The sequence below is a fragment of the [Pseudomonas] carboxydohydrogena genome, assembly GCF_029030725.1.
Lineage (GTDB): Bacteria > Pseudomonadota > Alphaproteobacteria > Rhizobiales > Xanthobacteraceae > Afipia > Afipia carboxydohydrogena.
Genome location: NZ_CP113162.1, coordinates 43,289 through 59,353 on the forward strand (window position 1 = coordinate 43,289; position 16,065 = coordinate 59,353).

A 16,065-nucleotide genomic window follows, 5' to 3' on the forward strand; every position below is an offset into this window, starting at 1 on the left:
TCGTCCTAGCAAATGAAAGCCCATCCAGACGGACGGGCTGAAAGATCACGCATCCAGCCGCTTGAACACCAGCGTGGCATTGGTGCCGCCGAAGCCGAACGAGTTCGACAGCACAGTGCCGACCTTGGCATTGTCGATGCGCTTGCGCACGATCGGCATGTCGGCGAACGCCGGATCCAGCTCCTGGATGTTGGCGCTCTCGCAGATGAAACCGTTGTTCATCATCAAGAGCGAATAGATCGCCTCCTGCACGCCGGTTGCCCCGAGCGAATGCCCGGTCAGCGATTTGGTGGCGGAGATCGGCGGACACTTGTCGCCCGCACCGAACACCTTGCGGATGGCGTTGATTTCCGGCGGGTCGCCCGCGGGCGTCGAGGTCGCGTGCGGATTGATGTAATCGATCGGCCCCTTCACGGTGGAGAGCGCCATGCGCATGCAGCGCTCGGCTCCCTCACCGGAGGGCGCAACCATGTCGTAACCGTCGGAGGTCGCGCCATAGCCGACGATCTCGCCGTAAATCCGCGCGCCGCGCGCCTTGGCGTGCTCCAGTTCTTCCAGCACCACGACACCGGCACCACCGGCGATGACGAAACCGTCGCGATTGACGTCATAGGCACGCGATGCGGTCGATGGCGTGTCGTTGTATTTCGACGACATCGCGCCCATCGCGTCGAACAGCACCGAGAGCGACCAGTCGAGTTCCTCGCAGCCGCCCGCGAACATCACGTCCTGCTTGCCGTACTGGATCATCTCGTACGCATTGCCGATGCAATGGTTCGAGGTCGCGCAGGCCGAGGAGATCGAATAGTTCACGCCCTTGATCTTGAACCAGGTCGCAAGCGTCGCCGACGCGGTCGAGGACATCGCCTTGGGCACCGCGAACGGGCCGACACGCTTGGGCCCCTTGGTGCGGGTGGTGTCGGCGGCTTCGACGATGGTGCGCGCCGAAGGCCCGCCCGATCCCATGATGATGCCGGTGCGCGCGTTGGACACATCCGATTCCTCAAGGCCGGAATCGCGGATCGCCTGATCCATCGCGACATGATTCCAGGCAGCGCCTTCCGCGAGAAAACGCATCGCGCGGCGATCCACCACTTCGGCCGGATTCAAGGTCGGCGCGCCCTGCACCTGCGAGCGGAATCCAAGCCTGGCGTATTCATCCGCGCGCGTGATTCCCGGCTTCGCCTCATGCAGGCTCGCCAGAACTTCCTGAGTGTTGTTTCCGATGGACGAGACAATCCCCATCCCCGTGACGACAACTCGCCGCATGATCGCCTCACCTGATTCCGTGTTTGGCCTTGTGTCCGGCCGTTCACCGGGCCTGGAAGTTTAATCCAGGCGCCTCCCGCACTGAATTACTTTCCGGCCTGTGCCGGCGCGTCCTGTTGAAAAAGCCCGACCTTCAGGTCGCTGGCGCGATAGATAATCTCGCCATCGGTCGAAAGCCAGCCATCGGCCACGCCGAGTACGAGCCTGGAGCGCATCACCCGCTTCATGTCGATGTGATACTGAACCTTGGTGACATTCGGCAGCACCTGGCCGGAGAATTTCAGATCGCCGAGCCCAAGCGCGCGCCCGCGCCCGGCGCCGCCCGTCCAGCCGAGGAAAAAGCCGACCATCTGCCACAGCGCATCGAGGCCGAGGCAGCCCGGCATCACGGGGTCGCCCTTGAAGTGGCAACCGAAAAACCACAGGTCCGGTTTAACGTCGAGCTCCGCCCGGATCACTCCCTTGCCGAATTCGCCGCCGGTATCCGAAATTTCGGTGATCCGGTCGAACATCAGCATCGGCGGCAACGGTAACTGGGCATTCCCGGGACCGAACAATTCGCCGCGGCCGCAAGCCAGCAAGTCCTCGTAATTATAGCTGTTTTGCCGCTCGCGCATCGAATCTCCCCCAATCGGCCCGATGCCGGTTGCGAACCGGTCCTAACATAGCCATTTCAGCCAGGCAAAGCGGCGATTGGTTTTCCGGAACCCTCGATCAAAGTGTTTGATCCAGTTGCGAAAAACTTGCATGTAGTTGCATCCTTCGCTACGATGGTGCATATCTTAGGAAACTTAGTTTCCAAGCGTTGCGTATTTCAGGGGTCCGAAAAAGTGAGCGAGATCGACAGCACCGAGCATGAGGGGCACACCGATGCCGGTCACGTCCATGGATACGTTCATGGCCATGCACCGGTACTCACCGGCTGCCCGTGGCATGACGTCAACGAAATGTTGCAATCTGTCGGACTGCGCCCCACCCGCCAGCGCATGGCGCTCGGCTGGCTTTTGTTCGGCAAGGGCGACCGCCACCTGACCGCGGAAATGCTGTACGAGGAAGCGACGCTCGCCAAGGTGCCGGTGTCGCTCGCGACCGTCTACAACACGCTGAACCAGCTCACCGAAGCGGGCCTGCTGCGTCAGGTCAGCGTCGATGGCACCAAGACCTATTTCGACACCAACGTCACCGCGCACCACCACTTCTATCTCGAAGGCAATCACGAGCTGGTCGACATTCCCGACCAGAACCTGATGCTTCAGCAGATGCCGGACGTGCCGGAAGGCTACGAAATCAGCCGCGTCGATATGGTCGTGCGGCTGCGCAAGAAGCGCTGAACGGCGCGCTGCGCCGCATCGACATCCGTCTTTCAAGCAAAACGCCGCACGAATAATTCGAGCGGCGTTTTTTATTGGTCTGTTCGTTGGCGGGACGGCCGGTCAGTTCACCTTCTCGTCGGCGTAGACGCCCCACAGCCGCTGCTGCTCGATCCAGCCGTCGAATCCGTCGCCGGTGATACGGCACCACTTTCCGGTGCAGCGCTTCACCTGCGCGATCACGCCCGCCTGGAGGCGCGCCGAGACCGCGCTGTCCTCGCTCGGATCATCCCGCAGCGCGGCAAGCTCGCCCTTTGTCTTCATGGTGACGACGGCGGTGCGGCGGCCGGACAATAGCGAATGATACACCCAGCCTTCCGAGCCCTCGGAATCGCGGACACGCCGCCAGTTCTCGAATTCCGCCGTCACTTCCACCGGCAGCCCCGCGCGGGTGTAGATCCAGCTCACGTCCTGATCCTTGGTGGGGCCGACCCGGACATTGACGTGGTCGGATTTGAGGCTGACATAACGCGGCACCGGCAACCCGCTCGTGGTCTGCACATCCTTGGCCGCATGCCCGGTTCCGCCCGTCATTCCCCAGGTTGCGAGCGCCATCAGCATCGCCCAGATCGAAGATCGTAATTCCATCATCCGCATTCCGTAATTTAACCGCAGCACCATGGCCTTAGACGTTCGGACGAGGCGCGGGCCACATCCCCGCAACCGCCTTCGCCGGGCCATCCTGGTTCTTGTCTTGATCCGGCCTTCTGATAGAGAGGACCGAAGCCTTCAACACGGGACATCTTGGGCATAGGACCGGGAAACCCTGTAGCCGGAGTCCAATTTGTACATTCGAACACGCCGGTTAATGCGGACTGAACGCCGGGCAATCCGGTCTCGAGGATGAGCAATGTCGGGTAAGAAAAAGCCGCTGATCGTCGTTACGCGCAAATTGCCGGACAGCACCGAAACGCGCATGCGCGAGCTGTTCGACACCCGGCTCAACATCGATGATGTCCCGATGACGAAGGCCCAGCTGATCGACGCGGTCAAGAACGCGGACGTGCTGGTGCCGACCGTCAGCGACGAGATCGACGCCGACATTCTCAGCCACGCCAACGGCAAGCTGCGCCTGATCGCCCATTTCGGCAACGGCGTGGACAATCTCGACGTCGCGGCCGCCGTCGCGCGCGGCATCACCGTAACCAACACGCCGAAGGTTCTCACCGAGGACACCGCCGACATGACAATGGCGCTGATCCTCGCCGTGCCGCGCCGGCTGATCGAGGGCGCGGCCATTCTCACCAATGGCGACTGGGCCGGCTGGTCGCCGACCTGGATGCTCGGCCATCGCCTGGGCGGCAAGCGGCTCGGCATCATCGGCATGGGCCGCATCGGCCAGGCGCTGGCGCGGCGCGCGCATGCGTTCGGCATGCAGATTCACTACCATAACCGCCGCCCCGTCAGCCCGGCGATCGAGGAAGAGTTGGGCGCGACCTACTGGGAAAGCCTCGACCAGATGCTGGCGCGGATGGACTTCATCTCGGTGAACTGTCCGCACACGCCCGCGACCTATCACCTGTTGTCGGGCCGCCGCCTCAAGCTCATCCGCAAGGACGCCTACATCATCAACACCGCGCGCGGCGAGATCATCGACGAGGCGACGCTGGTGAAGCTGATCGAGGACGGCGAGATCGCGGGCGCGGCGCTCGACGTGTTCGAGCACGAGCCCGCCGTGCACCCGAAACTCGCCCGCCTCGCCAAGGCCAACAAGGTCGTGCTGCTGCCGCATATGGGCTCGGCCACGATCGAGGGCCGCGTCGATATGGGCGAGAAGGTCATCATCAACATCCGCACCTTCCTCGACGGCCACAAGCCGCCGGATCGCGTGCTGCCGGGGATGCTCTGACTTTCGTCGTCCCCGCGAAGGCGGGGACACATTCAGATTATTTGTGCCCGCTCAAATCGAATATCGCAGGATGATCGCCGTTGAGCGGATTGGCAGGATCGCGCGCGTAGCGCAGCGTCTCGAACCGCATCGCGCGCGCATCAATCATCAATAATCGTCCGACCAGCCCCTCGCCGAAGCCGACGATCTCGCGGATCGCCTCTAGCGCCATCATCGAGCCGAGCACGCCCGCGAACGCGCCGACAAGCCCCGCCTCCTCGCAGGTCGGAATCGTGCCGGGCGGCGGCGCTTCCGGAAACAGGCAGCGATAGGTCGGGTTGAATTCGCCCGCCTCGTTCCTCTCATGCGCGCGAATCGTCGTCAGCGACGCATCGAAAATCCCGAGCGCGCCTGCAACCAGCGTCTTTTTCGCAAGGTAGCAGGCGTCGGAAACGAGATAGCGCGTGGTGAAATTATCCGAACCATCGACGACGATGTCGTAGCCGCCGATCATCTCCATCGCGTTTGAAGCTGTGAGGCGTGTCTCGTGCGTGACGAATTCGACATGCGGATTGAGCGCGCGAACGCTGTCGGCAGCACTCTGCGTTTTCATCCGGCCGACATCGGGCGTGGCGTGGATTATCTGGCGTTGCAGGTTCGACAGCGTCACCGTGTCGTCATCGACCACGCCGAGCGTGCCGATGCCGGCAGCCGCGAGATACATCAGCGCTGGCGCACCTAATCCGCCCGCGCCGATCACCAGCACCTTCGCGCCCTTGAGCGCGGCCTGCCCCTGTCCGCCGACTTCGCGCAGCACGATGTGGCGGGCATAGCGTTCGAGTTCTTCGGAGGTCAGCATGAGATCAACCTACTTCTGGCAGCTCGGGCACCAGAACGTCGAGCGACCGTTCTGGGTGAACCGCTTCACGGTACCACGGCAACCGCGCGTGCGGCATGGTTCGCCCTCGCGATCGTAGACCTGAAACGAGTGCTGGAAATAGCCGAGTTCACCCGAGGTCTGGCGATGGTCGCGCAGCGACGAGCCGCCTGCTTCAATGGCCGCGTTCAGCACGGCGCGAATCGCGGCGACAAGCCGCACGGCATGATCGGCCGGCGCGCCACTTTTCACCGCCAACGTGGACGCCTGCCGCTTCGGCGACAGATGCGCGCGAAACAGCGCCTCGCAGACATAGATGTTGCCGAGCCCCGCGACCACGCGCTGGTCGAGCAGGGCCGCCTTCAATGACGTCTTCTTGCCCGCGCAGGCCCGCGCCAGCATCGCGGCATCGAACGCATTGCCGAGCGGCTCCGGCCCCAGCGCCTTGAGAAACGGTTCGTCCTCGAGATCGGCGCGCGGCACGATCTTCATGTAGCCGAAACGGCGCGGATCGTTGAACGAGATCGTCGCGCCATTGCCCATTTCGAACACGACATGGTCGTGGGTGCGGTTCTCGCTGCGCGGATGATGAAACGAGCCCGGAATCTTGCCGCCATCGCCCAGCGTGACCCGGAACGAACCGGACATTCCGAGATGCATCAGCAGCACCTCGCCCGACTCCAGATCGGCCAGAAGGTATTTGGCGCGGCGCCCCAGTCCGGTCACTTTCTGGCCATTGAGGCGGGCGGCGAAATCCTTTTGCAGCGGAAAGCGCAAATCGCCCCGATGGGCCGTGACACGGACGATCCGCGCCCCTTCCATGGCGGGTATCAAACCGCGACGAACCGTTTCAACCTCGGGTAATTCGGGCATTTCGGATTCACCTTGAGCGCCCAAGGTGATAGCGCGATTGCGCCCGCCACGCTATGGTGCCCGCCGGAGAGCCCAACATGAGCCAAGCGCCAGATAATTCGACACATTTCGGCTATCGGGAGGTTTCGCCCGGCGAAAAGCAGGGCCTCGTCAACGAGGTCTTCCACAATGTCGCCAGGCGCTACGACCTGATGAACGACCTGATGTCGGGCGGGCTGCACCGGGTCTGGAAGAATCTGATGGTGGAGACGCTGAATCCGCCGCGCGGGGATGCCCCCTTCAGAATGCTCGACGTCGCGGGCGGCACCGGCGACATCTCCTTCCGCGCGGCGAAAACGGCAGGACCGAATTTCCATTCCACCGTCTGCGACATCAACACCGACATGCTGGCGGTGGGCCGCGAGCGGGCACAGACGCAAGGGCTGGATGATCGCGTCGATTTCGTCGAGGGCAATGCAGAAGCGCTCGCCTTCCCCGACAGGAATTTCGACGCCTACACCATTGCATTCGGCATCCGTAACGTGCCGCAGATTCCGCTGGCGCTGCGCGAAGCCTGGCGCGTGCTGAAGCCCGGTTCGCGCTTTCTCTGCCTGGAATTTTCCTCGGTCACCATGCCGGGCCTCGACAGGATCTACGACATCTTCTCGTTCAACGTCATTCCGCAGATCGGCAAGGCCGTGACGGGCGATGCCGAATCCTATCGCTATCTGGTGGAATCGATCCGGCAATTTCCGAAGCCCGATACCTTCGCGGAGATGATCCGCGAAGCCGGATTCGCGCGTGTGACCCACGAGGTTTTTTCGGGCGGCATCGTCGCGCTGCATTCGGGCTGGCGCCTGTGATCGCTTCTCTGACGCATATCGTCCGGCTGACGCACGCAGCCTTCGTGTTCGCGCGCGAAGGCGTGTTCGGCATCGTCGATTCCTCGCCGTTGCCGCCGCCCGCGCAGGGAGCGATCCGTATTGCGCGCTTGATCGAGCGCCGTGGCACCAAATCCGGCGCGCGGCTGTCGCACGCGCTGACGCGGCTTGGCCCGACTTACGTCAAGCTCGGGCAGTTTCTCGCCACCCGTCCCGATGTGGTCGGGGTGGCGATGGCGCGAGACCTTGAGAATTTGCAGGATCGCCTGCCGCCTTTCCCGCAGAGTCAGGCCATCGCCGTGGTTGAATCCGGGCTGGAAAAGCCCGTTTCATCGGTGTTTTCGCATTTCGGCGAATCGGTCGCCGCCGCCTCCATCGCACAGGTGCACCGCGCGGAAGTGAAGGATGCCAACGGCACGCGCTCCGTCGCGGTGAAGATTCTGCGCCCGCATGTCGGCGCGCGCTTCAACAACGACCTCAACGCTTTCCGCTACGCCGCCCGCAAGGCGGAGGGAATTTCGTCGGAGGCGCAGCGTCTGCGGCTGACCGAGATTGTCGAGACGCTGGCGCGTTCGGTCGCGATGGAAATGGATTTGCGCATCGAGGCGGCGGCGCTCTCCGAAATGGCGGAGAACACGCGCGAGGATACCGACTTCCGCGTGCCTGTTGTCGATTGGGATCGCACCAGCCACAACGTGCTGACGATGGAATGGATCGAGGGCATCGCGCTCAACGATCGCGCGAGGCTGGAAGCGGCGGGCATCGACCTGCCCGCGCTCGGGCGCAAGGTGATCCAGAATTTCCTGCGCCACGCGTTGCGCGACGGCTTCTTCCACGCCGACATGCATCCGGGTAATCTGTTCGTCGACAAGGACGAACGGCTGGTGGCGGTCGATTTCGGCATCATGGGCCGGCTCGGGCTGAAGGAGCGGCAGTTCCTCGCCGAAATCCTCTACGGCTTCATCACCCGCAATTATCGCCGCGTCGCCGAAGTGCATTTCGAGGCAGGCTACGTGCCCTCGCATCATTCGGTCGAGAACTTCGCGCAAGCCATTCGCGCCATCGGCGAGCCGATCCACAACCGCGCCGCCGACGAAATCTCGATGGCGAAGCTGCTGACGCTGCTGCTCGAGGTCACCGGCCTGTTCGACATGCGCACGCGGCCCGAACTGATCCTGCTGCAAAAAACCATGGTGGTGGTGGAAGGCGTCGCGCGTTCCTACGATCCCAAGCTCGACATCTGGAAGACCGCCGAACCCGTGGTGCGCGACTGGATCGAGCGCAATCTCGGTCCGCTCGGCCGCATCCAGCAGGCCGCGAGCGGAGCGGGCGACCTTGGCCGCATTCTCTCGGGCCTGCCCGCCATCGCGGCGCGCTCGGTCGCCGCACTTGAGCAGTTCGAGGGAATGACGCGCGAAGGACTGGTGCTATCGCCCCAGACCATCGCCGCGTTGAGCCGCCAGCAGGCCCATCACCGGCGCTGGGAGACCGTGGCGCTCTGGATTATCGCTTTGAGTTTGCTCGTATTTCTCTGGCTGTCGCGCTGATTGCAATCATTTTTGAGTACATTTGATTGCATTGCAATCAAATGCTAGGCTGACGCATGGCCAGCCTGACCGTCCGCAAGCTCGACGACGACATCAAGACCGCGCTGAAGCTGCGCGCGGCCCAGAGCGGCCGCTCGGTCGAGGACGAGGTGCGGGTCATCCTGCGGCAGGCCGCGACACACAGTGAACCGGCGGCACTCCCCCCGCTTCCCTCCTCACCGGAAGCGCCACGATCCCAGCCGGGACAGACACGCCACCGCGTCACCCTCATCATCGGCGGCGGCATCGCCGCCTATAAGGCGCTCGACCTGATTCGCCGCCTGAAAGAGCGCGGCTGCGAGGTTCGCTGCGTGCTGACACGCGCGGCGGAAAAATTCGTCACCGCATTGAGCGCCAGCGCGCTCGCGAACACCCGCTGCTACACCGATTTGTTCGATCCGCAGAGCGAGTTCGACGCCGGACACATTCGCCTCGCGCGCCATTGCGATCTCGTGATAGTCGCGCCCGCCACCGCCGACCTGATGGCGAAGATGGCGAATGGCCTCGCCGACGATCTCGCCAGCGCCGTTCTGCTTGCAACCAACAAGCCCGTGCTGATCGCGCCCGCGATGAATCCGGCGATGTGGAATAACGCCGCCACGCAACGCAACGTCGCACAGCTCGCCCGTGACGGACGTGTTCTCATCGGCCCCAATCGCGGCGAGATGGCGGAAGCCAACGAAGCCGGCCTCGGCCGGATGGCGGAGCCCGTGGAGATCGCATCACGCGCGCTTGTTCTGCTAAAGCCTTCACAGGCCCAAACACTCAAAGGCCGCCGCGTACTGATCACCGCAGGCCCGACGCACGAGCCGATCGACCCGGTGCGCTACATCGCCAACCGCTCCTCCGGCAAGCAGGGCTACGCCATCGCCACCGCCGCAGCGGCCGCAGGCGCAGAGGTGGTGCTGGTCTCCGGTCCGGTGAACCTGCCCGATCCCGCAGGCGTCAGGACCATTCGCGTCGAAGCCGCGCGCGACATGCTCGCCGAGGTCGAACGCGCGCTTCCCGCCGACATCGCGATCTTCGCCGCCGCCGTCGCGGACTGGCGCGTCGCCAATGCGGGCGCGCAGAAGATCAAGAAAACCGCGCACGGCATGCCGCCGCTCGACATGGTGGAAAATCCCGACATCCTCGCCACCATCGCCAGACGCGCATCGAACCGGCCGCCGCTGGTGATCGGCTTCGCCGCCGAGACCGAGCATGTCGCGGACAACGCTGCTGCGAAACTCGCCCGCAAGGGCTGCGACTGGATCGTCGCCAATGATGTGTCGCCCGCGACCGGCATCATGGGCGGCGACAGCAACGCCGTGCAGGTTTTCATGAAAGACCACGCCGCGCCGGAAATCTGGCCCGCCATGAGCAAGGACGAGGTCGCGGCCCGGCTGATCGCCCGGATCGCCGAAACATTTTCTCCCACCGAAAGCATTCCACGCCCATGACCGGACCGCTGCGGATCGCCGTCACCCAACTGCCGCATGGCGAGGGCCTTGCCCTGCCCGCCTACCAGACCGAACACGCCGCCGGTCTCGATCTGCTGGCCGCCGTGCCGGAGGACAAGCCGATGCAGCTTGCGCCCGGCCAGCGCGTGCTGGTTCCGACCGGACTCGCGATCGCTCTGCCCGCGGGCTATGAGGCGCAGGTGCGCCCACGCTCGGGCCTCGCCGTCAAGCACGGCGTGACCGTTCTCAATTCGCCGGGAACTATCGACGCCGACTATCGCGGCGAGATCGGCGTGCCCCTCATCAACCATGGCGATGAACCCTTCACGATCCGGCGCGGCGAGCGCATCGCGCAGATGGTGGTGGCGCCGGTGGTGCAGGTGGCGTTCGAGCCTGTCGGGGAACTTCCGCCGAGCGCGCGCGGCGCGGGCGGTTTCGGCTCCACGGGGCGCTGAATTCGCCGCTCTCTCCCGACGGCACGCCGCTAATCGACGTTCTACATCCACGTTCACGGTCTGGACTCTTACCCCCCGAGTCCCCGGGAGGTTATTGTGTTTTGATTCGCGGGCGGTGGTTGAGAATCAGGAATGTCAGGCGTCCTTGGGACGATGCGTCGAAGCTTGTTGTCATGCACGTCGATCGTGCAGGGCGGCTTCGCCATCCTCGCAGGAACGGTTCCCGCACACGCCGCGGGGAATGGCGCCATCGACACCACACTTGCCATCCTCGGCAGCCTGAGCCGGCCCGAAATCACGGGGCTCGCGCTCTCCGTCTCCGTCCTCTGCTTCTCGGTGGTGTCGGCGATCCTTTTGATGCGCACGCGGCTACGCGCGGAAGCGATGGAGGCGCAACTGCGCGCCGACAACCAATCGCTGCAACATGAATCCGATCGCCTGCGCGCCTTGCTGTTCGCCGAGCCGCAGGTCCTGATTGCGTGGTCCGCCGGCGACGAGCGGCCCGACATCACCGGCGACATCGCATTGCTGATGCCACAGGGCCAGGCTGCGGCCGCCCAACGCGTTCTGGCGTTCGGCACCTGGCTATTGCCCGAGCAGGCGCTTGCGATGGACCATGCCGTCGATGCTTTGCGTGAGCGCGGCGAGAGCTTCCTGCTGACAATGTCCGCCTCGAACGGCCGCGCCATCGAGGCGATAGGGCGCGCGGTCGGCGGGCAGGCGATCGTGCGCATTCGCGAGTTGAGCGGCGTGCGGCTCGAACTCGCGGAGATGACGCAACGTCACCTGCACCTCATCGAAGAAACCGACGCCCTGCGCGCCTTCGCCGCCGAAATCCCGTATCCCCTGTGGGCGAGGCGCGCCAACGGCACGCTGCGCTATGCCAATGCCGCCTATGCCCGCGCGGCGGAAGCGGCAAATTCGTCCGACGCCGTCGAACACGGCATCGAACTGCTCGACAGCGAGGACCGCGCGGCGATGCGCCGGACTCTTGCCGAAGGCAAGCCTTATCGCGCGCGCCTGCCGGTCGCGATCGGGGGCGAGCGCCGCATCTTCGATATATTCGCCTGCAATGTCGCCGATGGCAGCGTCGGCATGGCGGTCGATTGCAGCGAAACCGTCGCGTTCAAGGATGCCCTGACGCGGATGGCGGATGCGCACCGGCGGATGCTCGATCAGCTCTCCTCCGGCGTCGCCGTGTTCGATGCCGACAAGCGCCTCGCCTTCTACAACGATTCCTACCGCAGGCTGTGGGATCTCGACCGCGCGTTCCTCGATTCCAGTCCGAGCGATTCCAGCGTGCTGGAAAAACTGCGCGCCGAGCGCAAGATTTCCGAGCAGCCGGATTTCCGGGCCTGGAAGGCCCGCCTGCACGAAGCCTACCGCGCCATCGAACCCGCCAAGGAAACCTGGTACCTGCCGGACGGGCGCGCGGTCAGCATCGTCACCACGCCCAATCCCGAAGGCGGCGTGACCTACCTGTTCGACGATGTCACCGAGAGCCTCAAGCTACAGCGCCAGCACGACGGGCTGCTACGCGTCCAGCGCGAGACGCTCGACAACCTGTCGGAGGCGGTTGCGGTGTTCGGCGGCAATGGCCGCGCGCAATTGTTCAACCCGCCTTTCGCGCAGCTCTGGAAACTCTCAACCGAAGCGCTTCGGCAGCAGCCTCACATCGAGACCATCGAGCAATGGTGCAGGCCGCTGTTCGAGGATGCCGCAACATGGCAAACCATCCGCGCCGCCATCACCGGCATCGACAGCCGCGCCGCGCTGCAAACCCGGATCGAGCGCAAGGACGGCAGCGTGCTGGACTGCACCACGATGCCGCTGCCTGACGGCGCCACCATGCTGGCCTTCCAAGACGTCACCGACAGCGTGAACGTGGAGCGCGCGCTGCGCGAACGCAACGATGCGCTGGAGGCCGCCGACCAGATGAAGGTGGATTTCGTCCACCACGTTTCCTACGAACTGCGCTCGCCGCTGACCACCATCATCGGCTTTGCCCACTTCCTCAGCGACCCCGCGACCGGGCCGATGACGGTGAAGCAGAGCGAGTATCTCAACTACATCACCACCTCGACCAATGCGCTGCTCGCGATCATCAACAATATTCTCGATCTCGCCACCATCAACGCTGGCGCGATGACGCTCGACCTCGGGCCGGTCGATCTGCGCAAGACCGTGGAGGAAGCGACCGCCGGATTGCAGGATCGCCTGGTGCACGACAACATCCGGCTCGTGATCGATATTGATCCATCCGTCGCAGGCTTCATCGCCGACGAGCGGCGCATCGTGCAGATTTTCTACAACCTGCTCGCCAACGCGATCGGCTTCTCGCCCACCAACGGCACCGTCCGCCTCAGCGCGTGGCGCGCGAACGGCCTGATCTGCTGCGCCGTCGCCGATGCCGGTCCCGGCATTCCCGACGACGTCCGCGACAAGGTGTTCGACTGGTTCGAAAGCCGCGCCAACGGCTCGCGCCATCGTGGCGCAGGGCTTGGCCTGTCGCTGGTGCGCTCCTTTGTCGAACTGCATGGCGGCCGGGTGAGGGTTGACTCGGTGGTGGGTGAAGGCACTACGGTGACGTGCGAATTCCCCGCCGACCAGACCGCCCACCGCAGCGCCGCTGAATGACCGAACCCACATCCTTCTCGGTTGCCCTTCCCAATGAGACCGCGACGGCCCAGCTGATGGCCGATCTCGCGCTATTGGTCGGCCCCGGCGACACCATCACGCTGTCCGGCGATCTCGGGGCTGGCAAAACCACCGCGGCGCGCGCGATGATCCGCTATCTGGCGGGCGACGAGACCTACGAAGTCCCGAGCCCGACCTTCACGCTGACACAAACCTACGATCTGCCGCCCTGCCCCGTGCTGCATGCGGATCTCTACCGCATCGCCGACGCGACAGAACTGGAGGAGATCGGGCTTTCGCCGTTGCCCGAGGGCACGCTGGCGCTGATCGAGTGGCCCGAACGCGCGCCCGAAGCGATGCCTGACGACCGCATCGACATCGCCTTCAGCCACAGGCCCTCGCTCGGCTCATCGGCGCGCGCCGCCGAAATCACCGGGCACGGCGAAGCCGTCGCCAAGGTCGCGCGCCTCGCGGCGCTGCGGCGTTTCCTCGATCTGTCCGGTCATGCCACCTCTGACCGGCAACGCATGGCGGGCGACGCCTCGACGCGCTCCTATGCGCGCGTGATCGGCGACCAGGGTTCGCTGGTGCTGATGAATTCGCCGCCGCGCCCCGACGGCCCCGCGATCCACAACGGCAAATCCTACAGCGCCGCCGTGCATCTCGCCGAAGATGTCCGCCCCTTCGTCGCGCTCGCCAACGGCCTTCGCCGCCAGGGTTTCTCCGCGCCCGCGGTGTATCACGCCGATCTCGATGCGGGTTTTCTGCTGCTCGAGGATCTCGGTGGCGCGACGTTCGTGCAGGGCGATCCGCCCGGACCTATCATCGAGCGCTATCAGGCAGCGGCGGTGATGCTTGCCGCACTCCATGGCATCGACCTGCCGGATACGCTGCCGCTCGCGCCCAAGATCACCTACCAAATCCCGGAATTCGACTTCGACGCGATGATGACCGAAGTCGGACTGATGCTGGACTGGTATCTGCCCGATCACGGCGTCACGCTGAGCGGCATGATGCATGCCGACTTCCTCGTGATCTGGAAGGACCTGCTCGGCCGGCTCGAGACCGCTCACAAGACCTGGGTGCTGCGCGATTTCCATTCGCCGAACCTGATCTGGCTGAACGGACGCAAGGACGCCAGCCGCGTCGGCCTCCTCGACTTCCAGGACGCGGTGATGGGACCGGAAGCCTACGATCTCGTGTCGCTGTTGCAGGATGCGCGGATCGACGTGCCCGATAGCGTGGAAATCCCGCTGCTCGGCCGTTACGTCGCCGCGCGGCGTCAGACAAATCCCGCATTCGACGCCGCGCATTTCGTCGAGCAGTACGCCATCATGTCCGCGCAGCGGAATACGCGCCTGCTCGGCACCTTCGCGCGGCTCAACCGCCGTGACGGCAAGCCGCAATATCTGCGGCATCAACCCCGGATCTGGGGCTATTTGCAGCGCGCGTTCGCTCATCCCGCCCTGAACAGCCTTAAGGATTGGTTTACGGCGAACGTGCCGCCCCCTATCGATCGCATTTGAAGCGAAAATTTACGCGCCATTAGGTCGCTCGACGGTATTTTTAGCGACCTCGTCTTGCCGCTGTCACAACGGCTGCGGGACACAACGGGCGGAGACCCCGAAATGGCAACAGAGCGACGCAAGGGCGAGCGAGTCGTCTTCGAACGCGGTTTCGCAGCGCATATGATGGGCATCGACGGCACATGGCGCCGCAGTTGCCTCGTCGAGGACATCTCCGAATCCGGCGCAAAGCTCACGGTGCAGGGCAACGTCGAAGGATTGGCACTGAAGGAATTCTTCCTGCTCTTGTCATCGACCGGTCTTGCCTATCGCCGCTGCGAACTCTGCTGGGTCAACGGCGAGCAGATCGGCGTGCAGTTCCTCAAACAGGATCCGAAGCGGCGCGGCACGCCCACGCGCAAATCCAACAGCAATCAGATCGTCGAAATCTGATTTCGCGCCTCCGCACGGGAGTCGCATTGCCGTCACAGAAGCGAATTACAGCGGTTCAACGCCCTGCGTCACTCCCGGTGATGGCAGGCTCCGCCCCAATGCTCTAGGCTTTGTCCAGATCATGCGGCGATTCGCTTGAGAGACGACGATGCCTGTTCAGCCTCATACCGCCATGGTGCTCGCCGCCGGCTTCGGCACACGGATGCGGCCCCTGACCGACCACAAGCCGAAACCGCTGGTCGAGGTCGCGGGCAAGCCGTTGCTCGATCATGTGCTCGATCGGCTTGGCGAGGCCGGCGTCGATAAGGCCGTGGTCAACGTGCACTATCTCGGCGAGCAGATCATCGCGCACACCGCCGCGCGGCAAAAGCCGAAAGTGGCCATCTCAGATGAGCGCAACGAAGTGCTCGGCACCGGCGGCGGCGTGGTGAAGGCTTTGCCGTTACTCGGAAATGACCCGTTCTTTCACCTCAACGCCGACACGCTATGGATCGACAGCGTCACGCCGAATCTCCGGCGCCTCGCCGACGCCTTCGATCCCGCGCGCATGGATGTCCTGCTGCTGATGGCGCCGACCGCCGGCAGCATCGGCTATGACGGGACCGGCGACTTCACCATGCTGACGGATGGCCGCCTGCAACGGCGCAAGGAGCAGCATGTGGTGCCATTCGTCTATGCGGGCGTGGCGATCCTGTCGCCCGCGATCTTCAGGGGCGCACCGCAAGGCGAATTCTCGCTCACAAAGTTGTTCGATGACGCGGCAGCGCGCGAGCGGCTGTTCGGCCTGCGGCTGGAGGGCGTGTGGATGCATGTCGGCACGCCGGACGCCATTGCGGCGGCGGAAAAAGCGTTTCTGGCCAGCGCTGCCTGATACCCTATATTGTCTCGACAAACCCTGCCCGGCCGTGATCCG

15 protein-coding genes are annotated in these 16,065 nt (G+C 64.2%); 10 read left to right on the forward strand and 5 right to left on the reverse strand.

Going from position 1 to position 16,065, the window contains the following annotated elements; genetic code table 11:
• Positions 1-45: 45 nt before the first annotated feature.
• Both fabB and fabA read right to left on the reverse strand, forming a co-directional pair.
• Entirely contained in the window at positions 46-1,269 is a 1,224-nt protein-coding gene (fabB, locus tag AFIC_RS00190) for a beta-ketoacyl-ACP synthase I (RefSeq protein WP_275247194.1), read from the reverse strand.
• Positions 1,270-1,355: 86 nt separating this feature from the next.
• Complete coding sequence (gene fabA, locus AFIC_RS00195) at positions 1,356-1,886, reverse strand: 3-hydroxyacyl-[acyl-carrier-protein] dehydratase FabA (RefSeq protein WP_275247195.1); 531 nt, start codon at positions 1,884-1,886, stop codon at positions 1,356-1,358.
• 213 nt (positions 1,887-2,099) lie between these two features.
• Here fabA and irrA point away from each other — a divergent pair, with 213 nt between their 5' ends.
• Positions 2,100-2,600: an iron response transcriptional regulator IrrA gene (irrA, locus tag AFIC_RS00200; protein ID WP_275247196.1), complete on the forward strand. Its 501-nt coding sequence runs from the start codon at positions 2,100-2,102 to the stop codon at positions 2,598-2,600.
• Positions 2,601-2,702: 102 nt separating this feature from the next.
• Here irrA and AFIC_RS00205 read toward each other — a convergent pair whose 3' ends face one another.
• Positions 2,703-3,194: an SH3 domain-containing protein gene (locus AFIC_RS00205; protein ID WP_420833405.1), complete on the reverse strand. Its 492-nt coding sequence runs from the start codon at positions 3,192-3,194 to the stop codon at positions 2,703-2,705.
• A gap of 295 nt (positions 3,195-3,489) precedes the next feature.
• On the opposite strand from AFIC_RS00205, the gene AFIC_RS00210 reads away from it, so the two are divergent.
• Positions 3,490-4,488, forward strand: a complete 999-nt coding sequence (locus tag AFIC_RS00210; RefSeq protein WP_275247197.1) for a 2-hydroxyacid dehydrogenase — start codon at positions 3,490-3,492, stop codon at positions 4,486-4,488.
• A gap of 37 nt (positions 4,489-4,525) precedes the next feature.
• Here the strand turns inward: AFIC_RS00210 and AFIC_RS00215 are convergent, their stop codons facing one another.
• Positions 4,526-5,326 (reverse strand): HesA/MoeB/ThiF family protein, encoded by an 801-nt coding sequence (locus AFIC_RS00215; protein WP_275247198.1) that lies wholly within the window; start codon positions 5,324-5,326, stop codon positions 4,526-4,528.
• A 9-nt stretch (positions 5,327-5,335) separates the two neighbouring features.
• Positions 5,336-6,217 (reverse strand): bifunctional DNA-formamidopyrimidine glycosylase/DNA-(apurinic or apyrimidinic site) lyase, encoded by an 882-nt coding sequence (mutM, locus tag AFIC_RS00220; protein WP_275247199.1) that lies wholly within the window; start codon positions 6,215-6,217, stop codon positions 5,336-5,338.
• A 77-nt stretch (positions 6,218-6,294) separates the two neighbouring features.
• Between mutM and ubiE the strand changes: the two genes are divergently transcribed.
• The 8 genes from ubiE to AFIC_RS00260 all read left to right on the forward strand — a co-directional run bounded on the left by ubiE (position 6,295) and on the right by AFIC_RS00260 (position 16,023).
• The gene (gene ubiE / locus AFIC_RS00225) at positions 6,295-7,059 is read left to right on the forward strand and encodes a bifunctional demethylmenaquinone methyltransferase/2-methoxy-6-polyprenyl-1,4-benzoquinol methylase UbiE (protein WP_275247200.1); all 765 of its coding nucleotides are present in this window, start codon (positions 6,295-6,297) and stop codon (positions 7,057-7,059) included.
• A complete protein-coding gene (ubiB, locus tag AFIC_RS00230; RefSeq protein WP_275247201.1) occupies positions 7,056-8,624 on the forward strand; it encodes a 2-polyprenylphenol 6-hydroxylase in 1,569 nt (522 codons plus the stop codon). The genes ubiE and ubiB overlap by 4 nt, the downstream gene beginning before the upstream one ends.
• 56 nt (positions 8,625-8,680) lie before the next feature.
• Complete coding sequence (coaBC, locus tag AFIC_RS00235) at positions 8,681-10,102, forward strand: bifunctional phosphopantothenoylcysteine decarboxylase/phosphopantothenate--cysteine ligase CoaBC (protein WP_275247202.1); 1,422 nt, start codon at positions 8,681-8,683, stop codon at positions 10,100-10,102.
• Positions 10,099-10,557 (forward strand): dUTP diphosphatase, encoded by a 459-nt coding sequence (dut, locus tag AFIC_RS00240; protein WP_275247203.1) that lies wholly within the window; start codon positions 10,099-10,101, stop codon positions 10,555-10,557. The genes coaBC and dut overlap by 4 nt, the downstream gene beginning before the upstream one ends.
• Positions 10,558-10,689: 132 nt before the next feature.
• A complete protein-coding gene (locus tag AFIC_RS00245) occupies positions 10,690-13,194 on the forward strand; it encodes a sensor histidine kinase (protein ID WP_275247204.1) in 2,505 nt (834 codons plus the stop codon).
• Positions 13,191-14,720, forward strand: a complete 1,530-nt coding sequence (gene tsaE, locus AFIC_RS00250) for a tRNA (adenosine(37)-N6)-threonylcarbamoyltransferase complex ATPase subunit type 1 TsaE (RefSeq protein ID WP_275247205.1) — start codon at positions 13,191-13,193, stop codon at positions 14,718-14,720. The genes AFIC_RS00245 and tsaE overlap by 4 nt, the downstream gene beginning before the upstream one ends.
• 102 nt (positions 14,721-14,822) lie before the next feature.
• Entirely contained in the window at positions 14,823-15,152 is a 330-nt protein-coding gene (locus tag AFIC_RS00255; protein ID WP_275247206.1) for a PilZ domain-containing protein, read from the forward strand.
• Positions 15,153-15,300: 148 nt separating this feature from the next.
• The gene (locus AFIC_RS00260) at positions 15,301-16,023 is read left to right on the forward strand and encodes a nucleotidyltransferase family protein (protein WP_275247207.1); all 723 of its coding nucleotides are present in this window, start codon (positions 15,301-15,303) and stop codon (positions 16,021-16,023) included.
• Positions 16,024-16,065 lie beyond the last annotated feature (42 nt).

Coding starts and splice junctions, on each gene's coding strand:
- AFIC_RS00255 (WP_275247206.1), top strand. CDS start 14,823: ATGGCAACAGAGCGACGCAAGGGCGAGCGAGTCGTCTTCGAACGCGGT.
- fabA (WP_275247195.1), bottom strand. CDS start 1,886: ATGCGCGAGCGGCAAAACAGCTATAATTACGAGGACTTGCTGGCTTGC.
- coaBC (WP_275247202.1), top strand. CDS start 8,681: ATGGCCAGCCTGACCGTCCGCAAGCTCGACGACGACATCAAGACCGCG.
- AFIC_RS00210 (WP_275247197.1), top strand. CDS start 3,490: ATGTCGGGTAAGAAAAAGCCGCTGATCGTCGTTACGCGCAAATTGCCG.
- AFIC_RS00260 (WP_275247207.1), top strand. CDS start 15,301: ATGCCTGTTCAGCCTCATACCGCCATGGTGCTCGCCGCCGGCTTCGGC.
- dut (WP_275247203.1), top strand. CDS start 10,099: ATGACCGGACCGCTGCGGATCGCCGTCACCCAACTGCCGCATGGCGAG.
- AFIC_RS00205 (WP_420833405.1), bottom strand. CDS start 3,194: ATGGCGCTCGCAACCTGGGGAATGACGGGCGGAACCGGGCATGCGGCC.
- tsaE (WP_275247205.1), top strand. CDS start 13,191: ATGACCGAACCCACATCCTTCTCGGTTGCCCTTCCCAATGAGACCGCG.
- AFIC_RS00215 (WP_275247198.1), bottom strand. CDS start 5,326: ATGCTGACCTCCGAAGAACTCGAACGCTATGCCCGCCACATCGTGCTG.
- ubiE (WP_275247200.1), top strand. CDS start 6,295: ATGAGCCAAGCGCCAGATAATTCGACACATTTCGGCTATCGGGAGGTT.
- AFIC_RS00245 (WP_275247204.1), top strand. CDS start 10,690: ATGTCAGGCGTCCTTGGGACGATGCGTCGAAGCTTGTTGTCATGCACG.
- mutM (WP_275247199.1), bottom strand. CDS start 6,217: ATGCCCGAATTACCCGAGGTTGAAACGGTTCGTCGCGGTTTGATACCC.
- fabB (WP_275247194.1), bottom strand. CDS start 1,269: ATGCGGCGAGTTGTCGTCACGGGGATGGGGATTGTCTCGTCCATCGGA.